Origin of the sequence: Microvirga zambiensis WSM3693 (genome assembly GCF_016735695.1) — a bacterium.
In the GTDB taxonomy this organism is placed as follows: domain Bacteria; phylum Pseudomonadota; class Alphaproteobacteria; order Rhizobiales; family Beijerinckiaceae; genus Microvirga; species Microvirga zambiensis.
Genome location: NZ_JAERQD010000021.1, coordinates 34,718 through 50,660 on the forward strand (window position 1 = coordinate 34,718; position 15,943 = coordinate 50,660).

At 65.5% G+C, this 15,943-nt stretch carries 14 protein-coding genes and 1 tRNA gene; 13 read left to right on the top strand and 2 right to left on the bottom strand.

What is annotated here, in order from left to right; all coding sequences use genetic code 11:
• The first annotated feature begins 21 nt into the window (after window positions 1–21).
• Both JKL46_RS16975 and JKL46_RS16980 read left to right on the top strand, forming a co-directional pair.
• A complete protein-coding gene (locus JKL46_RS16975) occupies window positions 22–3,708 on the top strand; it encodes a hypothetical protein (protein ID WP_201834963.1) in 3,687 nt (1,228 codons plus the stop codon).
• Window positions 3,709–3,836: 128 nt separating this feature from the next.
• On the top strand, window positions 3,837–4,076 hold the full coding sequence (locus JKL46_RS16980; protein WP_201834965.1) for a hypothetical protein: 240 nt from the start codon (window positions 3,837–3,839) through the stop codon (window positions 4,074–4,076).
• Window positions 4,077–4,207: 131 nt separating this feature from the next.
• Here JKL46_RS16980 and JKL46_RS16985 read toward each other — a convergent pair whose 3' ends face one another.
• Both JKL46_RS16985 and JKL46_RS16990 read right to left on the bottom strand, forming a co-directional pair.
• Complete coding sequence (locus JKL46_RS16985) at window positions 4,208–5,896, bottom strand: DUF6538 domain-containing protein (RefSeq protein WP_246529358.1); 1,689 nt, start codon at window positions 5,894–5,896, stop codon at window positions 4,208–4,210.
• A gap of 86 nt (window positions 5,897–5,982) precedes the next feature.
• Window positions 5,983–6,072: transfer RNA gene (locus tag JKL46_RS16990), tRNA-Ser, on the bottom strand.
• Window positions 6,073–6,334: 262 nt separating this feature from the next.
• Between JKL46_RS16990 and rplU the strand changes: the two genes are divergently transcribed.
• The 11 genes from rplU to JKL46_RS17045 all read left to right on the top strand — a co-directional run bounded on the left by rplU (window position 6,335) and on the right by JKL46_RS17045 (window position 15,775).
• Window positions 6,335–6,727: a 50S ribosomal protein L21 gene (gene rplU / locus JKL46_RS16995; RefSeq protein WP_201834967.1), complete on the top strand. Its 393-nt coding sequence runs from the start codon at window positions 6,335–6,337 to the stop codon at window positions 6,725–6,727.
• 35 nt (window positions 6,728–6,762) lie between these two features.
• Window positions 6,763–7,029, top strand: a complete 267-nt coding sequence (rpmA, locus tag JKL46_RS17000) for a 50S ribosomal protein L27 (protein WP_036355650.1) — start codon at window positions 6,763–6,765, stop codon at window positions 7,027–7,029.
• A 178-nt stretch (window positions 7,030–7,207) separates the two neighbouring features.
• Window positions 7,208–7,858, top strand: coding sequence for a GNAT family N-acetyltransferase (locus JKL46_RS17005; protein WP_201834969.1), 651 nt, complete (start codon window positions 7,208–7,210; stop codon window positions 7,856–7,858).
• Between the two features lie 152 nt (window positions 7,859–8,010).
• On the top strand, window positions 8,011–9,045 hold the full coding sequence (obgE, locus tag JKL46_RS17010; protein WP_201834971.1) for a GTPase ObgE: 1,035 nt from the start codon (window positions 8,011–8,013) through the stop codon (window positions 9,043–9,045).
• Complete coding sequence (gene proB / locus JKL46_RS17015; protein ID WP_201834973.1) at window positions 9,042–10,160, top strand: glutamate 5-kinase; 1,119 nt, start codon at window positions 9,042–9,044, stop codon at window positions 10,158–10,160. Before obgE ends, proB begins: the two co-directional genes overlap by 4 nt.
• Window positions 10,161–10,173: 13 nt before the next feature.
• Window positions 10,174–11,460, top strand: coding sequence for a glutamate-5-semialdehyde dehydrogenase (locus JKL46_RS17020; RefSeq protein ID WP_201834975.1), 1,287 nt, complete (start codon window positions 10,174–10,176; stop codon window positions 11,458–11,460).
• A complete protein-coding gene (locus JKL46_RS17025; protein ID WP_201834977.1) occupies window positions 11,457–12,113 on the top strand; it encodes a nicotinate-nucleotide adenylyltransferase in 657 nt (218 codons plus the stop codon). Before JKL46_RS17020 ends, JKL46_RS17025 begins: the two co-directional genes overlap by 4 nt.
• A 149-nt stretch (window positions 12,114–12,262) precedes the next feature.
• Entirely contained in the window at window positions 12,263–12,592 is a 330-nt protein-coding gene (gene rsfS / locus JKL46_RS17030) for a ribosome silencing factor (protein ID WP_343074074.1), read from the top strand.
• Between the two features lie 16 nt (window positions 12,593–12,608).
• Complete coding sequence (rlmH, locus tag JKL46_RS17035) at window positions 12,609–13,103, top strand: 23S rRNA (pseudouridine(1915)-N(3))-methyltransferase RlmH (RefSeq protein ID WP_201834979.1); 495 nt, start codon at window positions 12,609–12,611, stop codon at window positions 13,101–13,103.
• A gap of 3 nt (window positions 13,104–13,106) precedes the next feature.
• On the top strand, window positions 13,107–14,459 hold the full coding sequence (locus JKL46_RS17040; protein ID WP_201834999.1) for a murein hydrolase activator EnvC family protein: 1,353 nt from the start codon (window positions 13,107–13,109) through the stop codon (window positions 14,457–14,459).
• Window positions 14,459–15,775, top strand: a complete 1,317-nt coding sequence (locus JKL46_RS17045) for a S41 family peptidase (RefSeq protein WP_201835002.1) — start codon at window positions 14,459–14,461, stop codon at window positions 15,773–15,775. Before JKL46_RS17040 ends, JKL46_RS17045 begins: the two co-directional genes overlap by 1 nt.
• Window positions 15,776–15,943 lie beyond the last annotated feature (168 nt).

A 15,943-nucleotide genomic window follows, 5' to 3' on the forward strand; every position in this document is an offset into this window, starting at 1 on the left:
CCGGACGAGCTCGCGCCCGCAGTGGGCTGCCTGATCGAGGTGCCCTATCGCACCAAGGCCTTCGTGGCGGACGATGGCGAGCGGATCACTTTGCCCCCTTTTCTTCCGGAGGACGTCGAGGCTCGCTTCCGGGCGGCGGTTTCTGAGCTGCCGCACCGCTTCCTCGGGATAACCAGGCCAGGACGTCATCCCGAGCACCTGATCGAGATCCGGCACCACACGCTGGGCAGCGTTCGCTTCCATTTCCGGCGCAGCAAGGTCCTCCGGAAGGGAGGACTCGACACCTATTTCCGTGAGTGCCGCACTGAACCAAGCAGCCAAGACATTCCGGCAGCGATCATTCGCGAACGGGTGGTGACGCGGACGTGCGCCAGGCCAGGAAAAGACAATCGTACAATCCCGGAATTCTTCCGCGACCGAGACGGGATCCTTGTCGATGTCGCTTGGGGCGAAGATACCCGGGGCATGCCCATCCTTGGAATGGGCAAGCTGCGGTATCCCATCGCCTACCCTGACGGCGCCACTGGCTCGACCTCCGGCGTGGGGGCCCATTATTCCGCCCCCTTCGTCTCTGACACCGAACGGCACGGGCTCGCGCCACAGGAAGCCTGGAATGACTCTCTGATTGAGGCTTGCGATGCGCTCTTCGTCGATGCGTTCGCCCGTCTTCTCGTCCCGCGCTACGGCTCGAAGGCGTTCTCCATCCTTCTGGGGCCGGATGAGGTGCGGCCGACGCGGTTCGAAATGATGCTTGGCAAGATTTCGAAGGCCAGCGCCTTACCCGTGGTTCGGCCTGGCACCAAAGGAAAGAGTGCTGGAAAGGCGAGGACTGGCAAACGCTGCCTCGTCCCCATTTTGACGATGCGCCCGGAACGCTACGCACCGGAGTTGGCGGCGCTCGCGCCAACCGACGAGTGGCTGCTCGCGCCAGGCGCACCCGAGGCGGTGGTCCAGTGCCTTGCGTCCCGCTGCCTTCCCGGGTGGAATGACAGCCATATCACATTCGACGAAACGGATATCCTCGACCGCCTCAAACCCTTCAAACCAGATGAAGAGACGGTATTCCCCTGGCCGAGCGAGGCGTCCTGGCGCAGGGTGCTGCGGGATCCAAAACAGGTGGTCTTGTATTTGGACGTGCTCGCGCGCGCCAAGAACCTTTCAAACGGGAAACTGAGCTTCGACAAGGCCGGCGTCCACCTGCCCGACATGGATGGGCGCCCATGCCCAATCGAGCGCCTGCATAGCGGTGTGAACGTGCCGGGCAATCTGCCTGGCCTGCAGTTGCCGCCCCGGGTGCACCCAGCCATTGCGGAGCATCCGGTTTTGAAGGCGTGGCGCATTCCCGTCTTCTCGTTCGACGATTTCCTGGACAGCTTCAACGCGGTGGAGGCGAGTGACCGACGGTGCGCCGATCTCTTCAAGTGGGTCTGTGAGAACCCAACAAAGGTGCCGAAGGTCTCCTGGCCGAAGCTGCGCGGCCTTCCGATTTGGCCGGACAGCAAGGGCGCACCTGGTTCCCTGGAACGTCTGTGCAATCCCAAGGCGCCCTCGCGTGCCGGCGACATCCTCGCGGGCGTTCTGCACCGCCCGCATCCGAAAGCATTGAAGCTCGCCGGTCACATGGGCAAGCGGGGCCTCTGCCTCAAGTTCAGACTCCATCCAACTGAAGATGAGATCGATGCTTGGTTAGGGGATAAGGTCGCATTCTTCCCGACGGACCGTCCCCTCACTGCCATGGAGCAGGAGAGTTTCCGACAATTTGAGAACGAGTTGCGGCAACTTGCAAAGGATCGAAGGGTTGCGGCGATGCTGCCGGATTTGGCCGCCGACGTTCCTGCCCTGAGCCAAGCTGGTATCCTGTGTCTCGCCGATGGGTTGGTGCGCCGTTCGCCAATGGTCGACCGGCTGAGCCTGTTGCCGGAACATCTGCTGGACCGACCTGCGCGCGAACTTGACACTCTGGTGCCCCCTGCACGAAAGCCCTCCGCCTCGATTGTCCTGGCCGCCCTCCGGTCCGACCCCGAGAACGAGCCGGCCTTGATCCCCAGGCTTCAGGCATTGGACGAAGCGACACCAGCGGATCAGCCCTTGGGCATTGCGGAGATACGCTGCATCAGGGTTGGTGACACGTTCCGGGCTCCGGCCGAGTTGGCGTTCAAAGGCAACAGCGGCGATTACTGGGGGCAATGGCGCCTGCCGATCAGCGGCGCGAAGCTCGCGCGCATCGACCAGAACCTTTACAAGCGTGCCGGCGTGCTCCCCGCAGAGCCCTTCCCGGACAAATCGAAGGCGTTTTTCGAATGGCTGGACCTGAATCCTGACCTGGTCGACGGGCATCTGCCTCAGGTCTTGAGGCACATCGGCCACGAGCGCGGGACCCAATGCTGGTGGACCGTCAATGACACTCTACCCTGCATCCCGGTGGAACGAGGTGGGGAACGGCGACTGGTCTCTCGGCGGGAGGCTATCTCCGCATCGGGCCGTTGCTATGTCGATGATTTCCCGGAACTCGGGATGACCATCCGTGAAGATGATGCCAGCATTTCGCTTGCCATCGACAAGCACGCGCAGGTCACCGCGCCAATCACCACCATCCTTCTTCTTGCCGGACTGAGATCGCTCCGGCGAGTCGCGAAGGACCCTGTGAGCGTGACCGGAAAAGAGGGAAGCCCGGCACCCACCTGGGTAACCGGAATCCTGGAAAAACTGCGCAGTGATCGGATGGCGCGCGAGCTCAAGAAACGCCTCGACCGAATGGGGGTGGACTTGGATCTGCTTGAGCCGCGATGGCACCGCAGATTGGCTTTGATCCAGGCCATAATCGTTGCGGACGAGGTTTCCGCGGTGTTCAAGGTCGAACGGCGCAAGATCGCAGCTCGCGTCGCACGTGGATTCGATGAGGTATCCGGTACGCTGTGGCTGGCGAAGGCGGGAGCCGACCTCGACGTCAAGGATGCATTATTTGATGCTTTGTGCGAGCGCATATTCGTCTTTGGGGCGCCGCTCTTTCTCGGAGCCGCGCTCGAACGGGCACTGCGCGTCGAGATCCATGAGGCGCAGCGGGACGCGGCCTTGGACGACGACGCAGATGGGGACGATGAAGGTCAATCAGACGATGACGGAGACAACCTCGGCGAGGCCCCGAACGGCCACCACGACTGGCAGCCGGATCCGGCCAAGAACCGTCCTGCCCCGCGTCCGCTCTCGTCGAACTCCGGCAACGTCAAGGCCTCGTCAGGGCCCAGGAGGCCATCCGCAGATCGGCCAGCGGCACCGGACGAGGAGGTCCAGCGGCACGAGTTGAAGGCCGAGCATTACGCGTGGCACTGCCAGATCGGCCTTGCGCGGATGCAGCCGGGAGAACTCGCGCCTCCGGGGAGCTATGTGGAGCACCAGGAGAACCGACAGCGTCTCATCGAGGCGCACCATCCCGATGCGGTGAAATCCGGCGGCGCACGGCACGCCGGCAACCTCCTCATCCTCTCGCATCTTGAGCACCACCGTTACGGGCAGCGCATCAGCCGGGGACAGATCACGGCCGCATTGAAGAGCGGAGGGACACGCAGGGTGCTCGAATTCCGGTGTGGCACGAGCGTCACGACGCTTGAAGGTTTGGTCATCGAGGTCGAGATCCCCGCCACAGGCGAGAAGGTCCCCATCTTCTTCACGGATGACCATCGCGATTACTGGCTATCCCAAGCGAATTAGGAACCGCCGGAACGCTGCCCAGCCGCTGGTGGACAGGCCACCCTGCCCACTGCTGCTGATCAATCTACAGAAATACAGGCTCCGCTGCGGAGCGTTTACTATTTGCTACTATCGCCTTCCGGAAGCGGTTGAAGTTCGATGCCGTCAATATCTTGGCCCTGCGTTTGGTTGAGTGCGTCGTTGATCGCTGCCGCAAGAGCGTCCTCATCAGGTACTGCTGCATCGGGGCCAACGGCATCGGTCTGAACCTGCCGAAGGCGTCTGATGCGATGCTTCCCATCCTTCTCGACCTCTACTCTACTCACAATCCTACCTTGCTGGACCCTCGCTTCTTCATGCATATCTCCTTTGATCTGCCGATCACATAAGGCTGTTGACCTTGTTTTGCGAGGCAGCGTGCAAACTGACTGAATTATGTAGGTTACGGGCGGAATTGACCTGGCCGACCTCGCTCAGATGCCATCCTCCGGATGCAGATCCGGGAGGATCCAAGGACGCATCACTTCTCGTCCGCTGCTTTAGCGGCTCGCCCCTCGACCCGCTGGGTCCTGCGGCGGCCGGTCGTCACGGCTGCCGTGACCTCATACCGGGGATGCTTGTCGATCTCGGGCTTGAGGGCATCCGCCGGGAAGCCGCCATAGTGGCCGCCCTCGTTGGCTTGGGCGTGGCCTTGGATCGCGTCGAGCTTCGCCGAGTCCATGCCGCATCGGCGACCCATCGTCTTGAACCGGTGGCGCCAGCCATGGTTGGGCGCAACTGCGGGGTCGTCGATCCCGAGCCCGCGGACCCATTGCGCCAGGCTCTGGCCGACGCGGACATAGGTCGGGTTCTGCCCCGAGGTGCCCGTCTTCTGGCGCTCGGGCGCGTAGAACAGCGGGCCCTGGCCGCGCCGCCGGACGAAGTCGACGAAGCCCTGCTCGACGAGATGGCTGTGCAGGGGGACCTCCCGGAATCGGCGGGTCTTCACGTTGCCGGCCTCGGGCGTGATCCTGATGAAGAAGAACGGCTCCTCGACCACGCGCCCGTCCGCGATCCGGACCATCGCGCCCTCGATGACGTCCCGGCCGCGCAACTGGGTGATCTCGTTGACCCGCGCGCCGGTGTAGGCGCACAGCCAGGGCACCCAGCGGCGTGCTGCGGCGTGCTGCGGCGTGATCAGGCGGCCCGGCGGCGCCAGCGCGGCCGACAGGATCGTCCGCGCCTCCTCCTCCGTGAAGCCCTTGTCGCGCAGCTGCGGCCGGGCCGGCACAGTCACCTTGATCTTCTCGGCCGGGTTCGCCGTCAGCTTGCGCTGCTCGCAGGCCCAAGCCAGCACCGCGCTCGCGGCGGCGATGTAGCCGTCTCTGACCGTCTTGGGCTGGAGCGGTCGGCCCGTCCGCGGGTCGGCCGCGGTCTTGAGGAGGTGGTCGCGCCACAGGACGAGATGGTCCTCGGTGAGGTCGCGCACGTCCGCGATCCCGGCGAAGGCCTCCAGCTTGCGCAGAATGGGCTCCCAGCGCTTGATCGTGGTCGGGCCGGGCTGCTTCTGCTCCTTGTAGTCGGTCCACAGCGCCGCGATGGTGAGGGGCGGGCCGAGGCGCCGCGGCGGCGGGAAGCGCGCGGCCTGCGGGTCGGGCCGGTAGTCGCCCTCGGCGTTGCGCCGCAGCTGGGCGTGGGCGTCCGCCATGGCGTCGACCGTGGCGAGGACGAGGCGCTTGCGGTCCTCCGGGGTGACCTGGAGCCCGCGCCGGGCGAGCAGGGCGTCGACGCGCGCGCCGTGGTGGTCGCGGGCCAGGGTCTCCGGCAGCGACCAGCCGGTCGCGAGCCGGTGCCCGTCCGGCTTGCCCGCCGCCCGCCGGCGGATCTCCGCGAGGTGGCGGTCGAGGAACTCGGCCGCCGCCCAGGCCCGCGCGTCGCCCGGGTCGGCCTGGTGCGCCGCGACCTCGTCGCGGTAGAGCTCGCCGGCCAGCGCCAGGACCTGCTCGTGGGTCAGCGCCGCCGGGCCGCGCGCCAGGTTGGTCCAGCGCTCCTCGACCTCGGCCGCGACGGCGGCGAAGCGCGCGCGGGCGACGGCAGGGTCCTTGGTGCCGAGGCTGCGCACCTCCTCGGTCTTGCCGACGACGGCCCGCAGCCGCCGCGGCACCCGCCGGCGGAAGAGGTAGACCCCGGTCCTGCGATGCTTCTGGGGACGGGCCATGCCGAGCGCCATGTGGAGCACCCCTGTGTAGCACGGGGCGCCACGAAGCCGTTGCACGGCGAGAATTCTATCGCAGAATCAAGGGGTTTGGGAAGGAATGGCGGAGAGGGGGAGATTCGAACTCCCGATACGGTTGCCCGTATGCCGCATTTCGAGTGCGGTGCATTCAACCACTCTGCCACCTCTCCGGGTCGCGAAGGCCGTTGGCCCGCTGGTTGAGGCGGGGTGGATATCATGGGCTTGGCGGGTCTTCAAGCGTCAAAAGCAAGGTTTTTGATTGACAAAGCCGGGGTCTTGCCCGTAGAGACCCTCACCTATGAGCGGGCCCATGTGCCTGCCCATATCCATGCGGCACTCTCGAGCTGCCGTGAACCGAAGCCGGAAACTGCCAAAAAGCCAATCCGGTGGGGCTTGCCCCGCTGAGTTTTGGGTTTGAACACGAGGATCAAGATGTTCGCAGTGATCAAGACCGGCGGCAAGCAGTATCGCGTTGCCGCCAACGACGTCATCACCGTCGCCACGCTCGCAGGCGAGCCGGGCAGCACCGTCACGTTCGACCAGGTTCTCATGGTCACGAACGACGGCTCGACCCAGTTCGGCGCTCCCCTCATCGAGGGCGTGACCGTGGCGGGCGAGGTGGTGGAACACACCCGCGGCGAGAAGGTCATCGCCTTCAAGAAGCGCCGTCGCCAGAATTCGCGCCGCAAGCGCGGGCATCGCCAGGACTACACCGTGGTGCGGATCACCGAGATCCTCGCCGGTGGCGAAAAGCCCAAGAAGGCTGCGGCCAAGAAGACCACCAAGGCTGCGGCTGACGAAGCTGCGCCGGCCACCGCTGAATAAGCGTTCGGCAACTGACAGGAACACGGGAGTAACCCATGGCTCACAAAAAAGCAGGCGGTTCGTCTCGCAACGGGCGCGACTCCGCTGGCCGTCGTCTGGGCGTCAAGCGGTTCGGCGATCAGCAGGTCGTCGCCGGCAACATCATTATTCGTCAGCGCGGCACCAAATGGCATGCCGGCGCGAATGTCGGCATGGGCAAAGACCACACCCTCTTTGCCACGGCCAATGGCCGAGTCCGATTCCTTACGCGTCAAGGCCGAGCTTTTGTATCGGTCGTACCGGCCCAAGAGGCTGCAGAGTAAACGGCGAGAGCGAAACGAAGGAGCTCCCGCCGGCATCACACCGACCCGGCGGATCTAAAGCTCCAGACAGGCCCTCTAAAGGCCAAGCTCAGATCCGAACTGACAGGGGAGGTGGGATGTCCACCTCCCCTTCGTCATTTCTAGGGCCCAGGGAGGGCCCACGGATCGGAGCAAGACGATGTTTCCCGACCTCACCCGTGACGATGTTTTCCGCCTCGAGACCCGCCGCCTGTGGCTGCGCTGGGCCCGCCTTGCGGATACGCAAGCCATCGTACGCCTCGCCGGTGAGAAAGCGGTCGCGGAGATGACGGCTCGAATTCCGCATCCATATCACCCGGACGATGCCGAGCGATTTATCTTCCAGTCCCGGCGGTCCAATGCGGATGGCGGGGGCCTGCAGCTCGCCATCACGCCGAAGGGACGGCCGAACTGCCTGATCGGCATGGTCGGCATCGGTCCCGATCCGGAGACGGGCAAGCCGAACCTCGGCTACTGGCTCGGCACCCCCTACTGGGGCAAGGGCCATGCCACCGAGGCGGCGAGAGCGCTGATCGATGCCTTCTTCGCCTATGGCGAGGAGGACGAGCTCACGGCGAGTGCCCGGGTGATCAACCCGGCCTCCCGCCGGGTGCTGGAGAAGTGCGGCTTCGCCTATCAGGGCGCCGGCCTCGTCGAGCTGCCGGCCCGCGGCGGGCTCTATCCGGCCGACCATTTCCGCCTCGACCGGCGGGCCTGGGAGAGCCTGAAGACCTGGGGCCAGACCGGCCTCGTGCGCGAGCCGATTTCTCTCGAGGTCGAGGTTGACCGCGAGATGTCGCTCGCCAGTTGAAAACGGCAGGCGCTCCCGAACAATCATTCGGGAGCGCTACCTTTGGTGATCGCGTTGCTCCCGCACGGCCATCGTCGACGGGAGCATTTTTTAACCGCAAGGCGGGATCCGCTTTTGCGAAAAATGCTCCAGTCCCGTAAAGGATGCGGGTTATGAAATTTCTCGACCAAGCCAAGATCTATATCCGCTCCGGCAATGGCGGTGGCGGCGCCATCTCCTTCCGCCGTGAAAAGTTCATCGAGTTCGGCGGGCCGGACGGCGGCGATGGCGGCCGCGGCGGCGACGTCTGGGCGGAATGCGTGGAGGGTCTGAACACCCTCATCGACTACCGCTACCAGCAGCATTTCAAGGCCAAGACCGGCGGCCACGGCATGGGCAAGAACCGGCACGGCGCCAAGGGCGCCGATGCGGTGCTGAAAGTGCCGGCCGGCACCGAGATCCTGGACGAGGACGGCGAGACCGTCATCGCCGACATGACCCATGTGGGCCAGAAGGTGCTTCTGGCGAAGGGCGGCAACGGCGGCTTCGGCAATGCCTATTTCACCAGCTCCACCAATCGTGCCCCGCGCCGGGCCAATCCGGGCCAGGAAGGGCAGGAGCAGACGCTGATCCTGCGGCTCAAGCTGATCGCGGATGCGGGCCTCGTCGGATTGCCCAATGCGGGCAAGTCGACGTTTCTCGCCACCGTCACGGCGGCAAAGCCGAAGATTGCCGATTATCCCTTCACCACGCTTCATCCCGGCCTCGGCGTCGTGCGCACCTATAACCGCGAATTCGTGCTCGCCGACATCCCGGGGCTGATCGAAGGCGCCTCCGAGGGCGTGGGCCTCGGCGACAAATTCCTGAGCCATGTGGAGCGCTGCCGAGTGCTGCTGCATCTGGTCGAGGGCACGAGCGAGGATGCGGGCGAGGCCTACAAGACAGTGCGCCACGAGATCGAGGCCTATGGCCATGGGCTTGCCGACAAGCCCGAGATCGTTGCCCTCTCGAAGGCCGATGCCCTTGATGCGGATACGCTCAAGGAGCAGCTCAAGAAGTTGAAAAAGGCCTGCGGCCGGAAGCCTTATGTGGTGTCTTCCGCGTCCGGGCAGGGCGTGCAGGAGGTGCTGCAGGCACTCCTTGCCGTGATCGATCAGGCCAAGGCGGGGGAAGAGCCCGTCGCGTCCCAGGAAGAGTGGCATCCGTGAGCCCTGAGGTCAGCCAGTTCCGCCGCGTCGTCCTGAAGGTCGGTTCCGCTCTCCTCGTGGACCGCGCCCGCGGGCGGCTGAACCATGCCTGGCTTGCGGCGCTCGCCGAGGATATCGCCGATCTCCATGCCAAGGGTGCCGACGTTCTCGTCGTCTCCTCCGGTGCCATCGCCATGGGGCGCACGGTGCTGGGGCTTCCGTCCGGACCTCTGCGGCTCGAGGAGAGCCAGGCGGCAGCAGCCGTCGGGCAGATCGCGCTCGCGCGCACCTGGTCGGAGGTGCTGGCGCATCATGGCATCACGGCCGGCCAGATCCTGGTGACGCTTGCGGATACCGAGCAGAGGCGGCGCTATCTCAATGCGCGCGCGACGACGCTGAAGCTGCTCGAGATGCGGGCCGTGCCCGTGGTCAACGAGAACGACACGGTGGCGACCTCCGAGATCCGCTACGGCGACAACGATCGGCTGGCGGCCCGCGTCGCCACGATGATCGGTGCCGATCTCCTGGTGCTGTTCTCCGACATCGACGGCCTCTACACGGCGCCGCCGGCCCTCGATCCCAAGGCCGAGCACATTCCGGTGGTCGAGCGCATCACGCCTGCCATCGAGGCCATGGCGGGTGGAGCGGCCTCCGAATTGTCGCGCGGCGGCATGCGCACCAAGATCGAGGCCGGCAAGATCGCCACCTCCGGCGGCACGCATATGGTCATCGCCGACGGGCGCGCGAAGAACCCTCTCAAGCGCGTGGCCGATGGCGGGCGCTGCACCTGGTTCCTGACGCCGTCCAATCCCGCCACCGCGCGCAAGACCTGGATCGCGGGCGCCCTCGAGCCGCGCGGCATCCTCTTCGTGGACGAGGGCGCCGCGCGTGCGCTCCAGGGCGGCGCGAGCCTGCTGCCGGTGGGCGTGCAGCGAATCGAGGGCGCGTTTCATCGCGGCGATGCGGTGACGATCCGCAGCGAGAGCCGCGTGCTCGGCCGCGGCCTCGTAGCCTATGACGCGGAGGAGGCGGCGCGCATCATCGGCCGCCCGAGCCGCGAGATCGAAAGCATTCTCGGCTATCCCGGCCGCACTGAAATGATTCACCGGGACGACATGGCGCTGGCCGGAGCTTAGGGAGCGGCGAAGGATGGATGCCCTGACAGTGATCGAAGGCAGCGATGTCGATGCGTTGATGGCCGATCTCGGCCGCCGTGCGAGAGCCGCCGCACAGCGTGTCGCGCTTGCGAGCACTGACGAGAAGAACGTCGCGCTGCGTGCCATGGCATCCAGCATTCGTGCGCAGGAAAAGTCGATCCTGGCGGCCAATGCCGAGGATCTCGCCGATGCGCGGGCCAAGGGACAGACCGGTGCCTTCATCGACCGCCTGGTCCTCGATCCGGAGCGTCTCGAAGCCATCGCCGCTGCCGTCGAGAGCATCGCCCAACTGCCCGACCCGGTCGGACGCGTGCTCGCTCGGTTCGAACGTCCCAACGGCTTGCAGATCGAGCGCGTGGCGACGCCGCTCGGCGTCATCGGGGTGATCTTCGAGAGCCGCCCGAACGTGACGGCGGATGCGGGCGCGCTCTGCCTCAAGGCCGGCAATGCCGCGATCCTGCGCGCCGGCTCCGAGAGCTTCCGTACCTCGCTCGCTATCGCGGAGGCGATGCGAGAGGGGCTAGATCAGGCGGGCCTGCCGGCGGATGCGATCAGCCTCGTGCCCACCCGTGACCGCGCGGCGGTGGGCGCTATGCTCTCCGGCCTAGACGGGAACATCGACGTGATCGTGCCGCGCGGGGGCAAGAGCCTCGTGGCGCGTGTACAGGAAGAGGCGAGGGTGCCGGTCTTCGCCCATCTCGAGGGGCTCAACCATGTCTATGTGCATGGCAATGCCAAGCTGGAGATGGCGAAAAGCATCGTTCTGAACGCCAAGATGCGGCGCACGGGCGTCTGCGGCGCGGCCGAGACGCTGCTTGTGGACCGCGCCTGTGCCGGGACGCATCTGAAGCCTCTCGTCACCGCGCTGCTCGATGCCGGTTGCGCCGTGCGTGGCGATGACGTTGTTCTGGCCTCCGATCCGCGCGTGACTCCGGCCACCGAGGAGGATTGGCGCACCGAATATCTCGACGCGATCATCTCCGTCCGTGTCGTCGACGGGCTCGACGACGCCATCCGGCATATCGAGACATACGGCTCGCATCACACGGATTCCATCGTGACGGATGACGAGGCCGCAGCCGAGAGCTTCCTCGCTCAGGTGGATTCCGCCATCGTGCTCCACAACGCCTCGACACAGTTCGCCGATGGCGGCGAATTCGGCTTCGGGGCCGAGATCGGCATCGCCACTGGCCGCATGCATGCCCGCGGGCCCGTTGGCGTGGAGCAGCTGACCTCGTTCAAGTATCGTATCCGCGGCTCGGGCCAGACGCGTCCGTGAAGCTCAGTCCGTCCCGCTTCCGCATCGCGCCCTCCGGCCTGACTCGCCTCCCGCGGGTCGCCTCCGGCATGCGGATCGGCCTTTACGGCGGCTCCTTCAACCCGGCCCATGCCGGGCACCGGCATGTGAGCCTCTTGGCGCTCAAGCGGCTCGGGCTCGACAGGATCTGGTGGATCGTCACCCCGGGCAATCCCCTGAAGGATACGGGCGAGCTTGCGACGACCGCGATGCGCGTGGAGGAGGCCCGACAGGTCTCCGACGATCCCCGCATTGATGTGACCGCCTTCGAGGAGGGGATCGGTGCCCGCTACACGGTGGATACGCTTGCCTATCTCAAGCGGCGTTATCCGAATGTCCGCTTCGTCTGGATCATGGGGGCGGACAATCTGGCGAGCTTCCACCGCTGGCGCGACTGGCGGCGCATCGCTCGCATGATGCCGATCGCCGTGATCGACCGGCCGGGCTGGACCCTGAAAGCCGCCCGCTCGAAGAGCGCCGCAGCCTTGGCCGACAGCAGGATCGACGAGGCCGATGCGAAGGCATTGCCAGGACTGAAGCCACCGGCCTGGATCTTCCTGCATGGCCCCCGCTCGCACCTCTCTTCCACCCAGCTGCGCCGGTTGCGACGAACTTCCGTAAACGGAAGGCGTTGAAAATTGGGGCCTTCCCGCATTATCTTAAGGGTCGGCACCCCTGAGTGCCGTTGAGAAAGGGTCTGAACCTGAACCGACTATCTTCTGCCGAAGCGGGCCTGAATCCGCTTCCTCCTCTCTCCGGAGCGACTGCTCCTGCAGACGAGGACATACGGGCTGTCGTCCTTGCCTCCATCGATGACATGAAGGCCGAGAACACGGTCGAGATCGACCTGGCCGGAAAAACCTCCCTTGCCGACACCATGATCGTCACATCGGGCCGCTCCGACCGCCATGTCGGCGCGATTGCCGAGCGCGTGATCAAGGATCTCAAGGACAAGGGATTCGGCAATGCGCGCGTCGAGGGCCTGCCGGCCTGCGACTGGGTGCTGATCGATGCCGGCGACGTGCTGATCCATGTCTTCCGTCCCGAGGTTCGTGGCTTCTACAACCTCGAGAAGATGTGGGGCGCCGACCGCCCGCAGGATCGCGCGAGCTGACACAAGGCCTGAGATCGTGCGATTGAGCTTGCTGGCCGTGGGCCGTCTCAAGAGCGGCCCCGAGCGGGAGCTGGTCGAACGATACAGGCAGCGCGTGGAAGGCATGGGCCGGGCCTTGGGTCTGGCGGGGTTCGATATCGTCGAACTGCCGGAGAGCCGGGCGCGCCGGGATGACGACCGGCGCTCGGAGGAGGCAGCGGCCCTGCTGGAGAAGGTGGGCTCGTCCGTTCTGATCGTGTTCGACGAGCGCGGAAAGAGCCCTTCCAGCGAAGCTTTCGCTGAAAAGATCCGGCAATGGCGCGATGAGGGTCGTGCGGGCATCGCCTGCGTAATCGGTGGGCCGGACGGCCTGGATCCCAGGCTGCGGCAGCGGGCCGACCTCGTCGTTTCCTTCGGGGCGCTCACTATGCCGCACCAGATCGTGCGCGCGCTCGTGGCCGAGCAGGTCTATAGGGCCCTGACAATCATAGCCGGTCACCCTTATCATCGCGCCGGCCACGATGATTCCTGACGGATGATCCGCTTCAAACTCTCATTCCCCCGCAAGGCGCTTGGCCTTGCCGCATGGATGGTTGTCGCTTCCCTGGGCCCCGCCGGAGCCCAGCCGCAGCTGGCTGCGCCCGTGGCGCCGTCCCCTCAGAGCGAGACGGCCGAGCAGAAAGCTAGGCGGGAGCAGGATCTGAAAGTTCTGGAAGAGGCGATCACCGCTAATGCCGAGGCACGTCGGCGTCTCGAGACCGAGGTCGAATCCATCAAGGCGGACCGGGCCAAGCTCAATGCCGCCCTGATCGAGACCGCCGAGCGGGTGCGCGGCACCGAGGACCGCATCCGCGGCCTGGAACAGCGGCTGCAGACGCTGAGCGCCAGCGAGGCGGCCATTCGTCGCTCCCTGCAGAACCGGCGCGGGGTCATCGTCGAGGTCTTTGCCGCCCTCCAGCGCATGGGCCGCCGCCCGCCGCCTGCGGTGCTGGTCCGGCCGGAGGACATGCTCGAAGCGGTCCGCGCCTCCATCATGCTGGGCGCCGTCCTGCCCGAATTGCGCAGCGAGGCCGAAATCCTGGCAACCGATCTGGGTGAGCTCGTACGTCTGAAAGGGGCCATCACCACCGACCGCACGACCCTAAACGGCGAACTCTCCGGCCTCAACCGGGAGCAGGAGCGCCTAGCCGCCCTCATGGAGGCACGGCAGGGCCGTATCGCCGAGGTCGAGCGCAACGTGGGGGCGGAGCAGAAGAAGGCCGAGGAGCTTTCCCGTCAGGCGGGAACCCTCAAAGAGCTGATCGACCGCATGGAGACGGAAATCGCCGGCGCCCAAAGGGCTGCGGCGGAGGCCCGCAGGGCCGCCGAGGCGCAGGAGCGCGAGACCCGCGAGAAATTTGCCCAGCTGGCCTTCCGGGATCCGGCCCGCCTGGCGCCCAAGATTCCCTTTGCCGAGGCGCGTGGGATGCTGCCGCGCCCGGTCAGTGGCGAGACTGCCCAAGAATTCGGCGCTGCCGACGGGTATGGCGGAACGACGCGTGGCATTTCGATCACGACCCGACAGAAAGCAAGCGTGGTATCACCGGCGGACGGTTGGGTCGCCTTTGCGGGCCCCTTTCGTTCCTATGGTCGACTCTTGATCATCAATGCCGGTGGGGGATACTATATTCTTCTGGCCGGGATGGACCAAATCAACGTCGATGTCGGGCAGTTCGTGCTCGCGGGCGAACCCGTTGCGACCATGGGAGAAGCTCCTCTCATGAGTTTGATCGGCGCCGCCATAGAAAAGAACAATCCCGTCCTCTATGTTGAGTTCAGGAAAGACGGCGGTTCAATTGACCCAGGTCCCTGGTGGGCAAAATCGCAAAGCGAAAAGGTTCGCGGATAATGCGCAAACTATCCCTTTTGATTCTCGGTGCGGCGATCGGCGCGGGCGGGGCGACCATGGTGTCGCAGACCAGCCTTCTGTCGGGCATGAGCGCGGTTGCCGCTTCGGCTGATACGTACCGCCAGCTGAGCCTTTTCGGCGACGTTTTTGAAAAGGTCCGCACGGACTACGTCGAGAAACCGGAAGAGTCCAAGCTCGTCGAATCAGCCATCAATGGCATGCTTACCTCGCTCGATCCGCATTCGAGCTACATGGATGCCAAGAGCTTCCGCGACATGCAGGTGCAGACCCGCGGCGAGTTCGGCGGCCTCGGCATCGAGGTCACCATGGAAGATGGCCTGGTCAAGGTCGTCACGCCGATCGACGAGACGCCCGCCTCCCGCGCCGGCATCCTCGCCAATGACGTGATCACCCACATCAACGACGAGGCGGTCCAGGGCCTCAACCTGAACCAGGCCGTCGACAAGATGCGCGGCCCGGTCAATTCTGCCGTCACGCTCAAGATCCAGCGCAAGGAATCCAAGGATCCGATCGTGGTGAAGCTGACCCGCGAGACCATCAAGGTCCGTCCGGTGCGGGCCCGCGTCGAGGGTGACATCGGCGTTCTGCGCGTGACGCAGTTCAACGAGCAGACCTTCGAGGGCCTGCGCGCCGGCATCGACAAGCTCACCTCCGACATCGGAGCCGACAAGGTGTCGGGCTTCGTGATCGACCTGCGCAACAACCCGGGCGGCCTGCTCGATCAGGCGATCATGGTTTCCGACGCCTTCCTCGACCGCGGCGAGATCGTCTCGACCCGCAGCCGCAATGCGGAGGACACCCAGCGCTTCAGCGCCAAGGCCGGCGACCTCACCAAGGGCAAGCCGCTTGTGGTGCTCGTGAACGGCGGTTCGGCCTCGGCCTCCGAGATCGTGGCCGGCGCTCTGCAGGACCACAAGCGCGCGACGGTGCTCGGCACCCGCTCCTTCGGCAAGGGCTCCGTGCAGACCATCATCCCGCTCGGCGGCAACGGTGCCGTGCGCCTGACGACGGCGCGCTACTACACCCCGTCCGGCCGTTCGATCCAGGCCAAGGGCATCGAGCCGGATATCGAGGTGCTGCAGGACATCCCGGACGAGCTCAAGGGCAAGGACGAGACCAAGGGCGAGGCCGGTCTGCGCGGCCACCTGCAGAATGGTGGCGAGCAGGATGAGCGCGGCGGTTCCTCCGCCTATGTCCCGCCGGATCCGACCAAGGACAAGCAGCTGCTGGCCGCCTACGACCTGCTGCATGGCGTTCGCAAGGGCGCTGCCAACGCGACCACGACGCCCAACTGATCGCGGCTCGCTCCGCATTCAGGAAACAAAGCTGCAAAATGAGCCCGGTGGGTACACCCCATCGGGCTCATTTCCTATTCAGACGTCCACAACCGAACGGAAAGGCTTGTATACCGGTCGGTGAAACGGCACTCTTCTTCCCTGTTTCGGAACCTTGCGTCAGCGTCG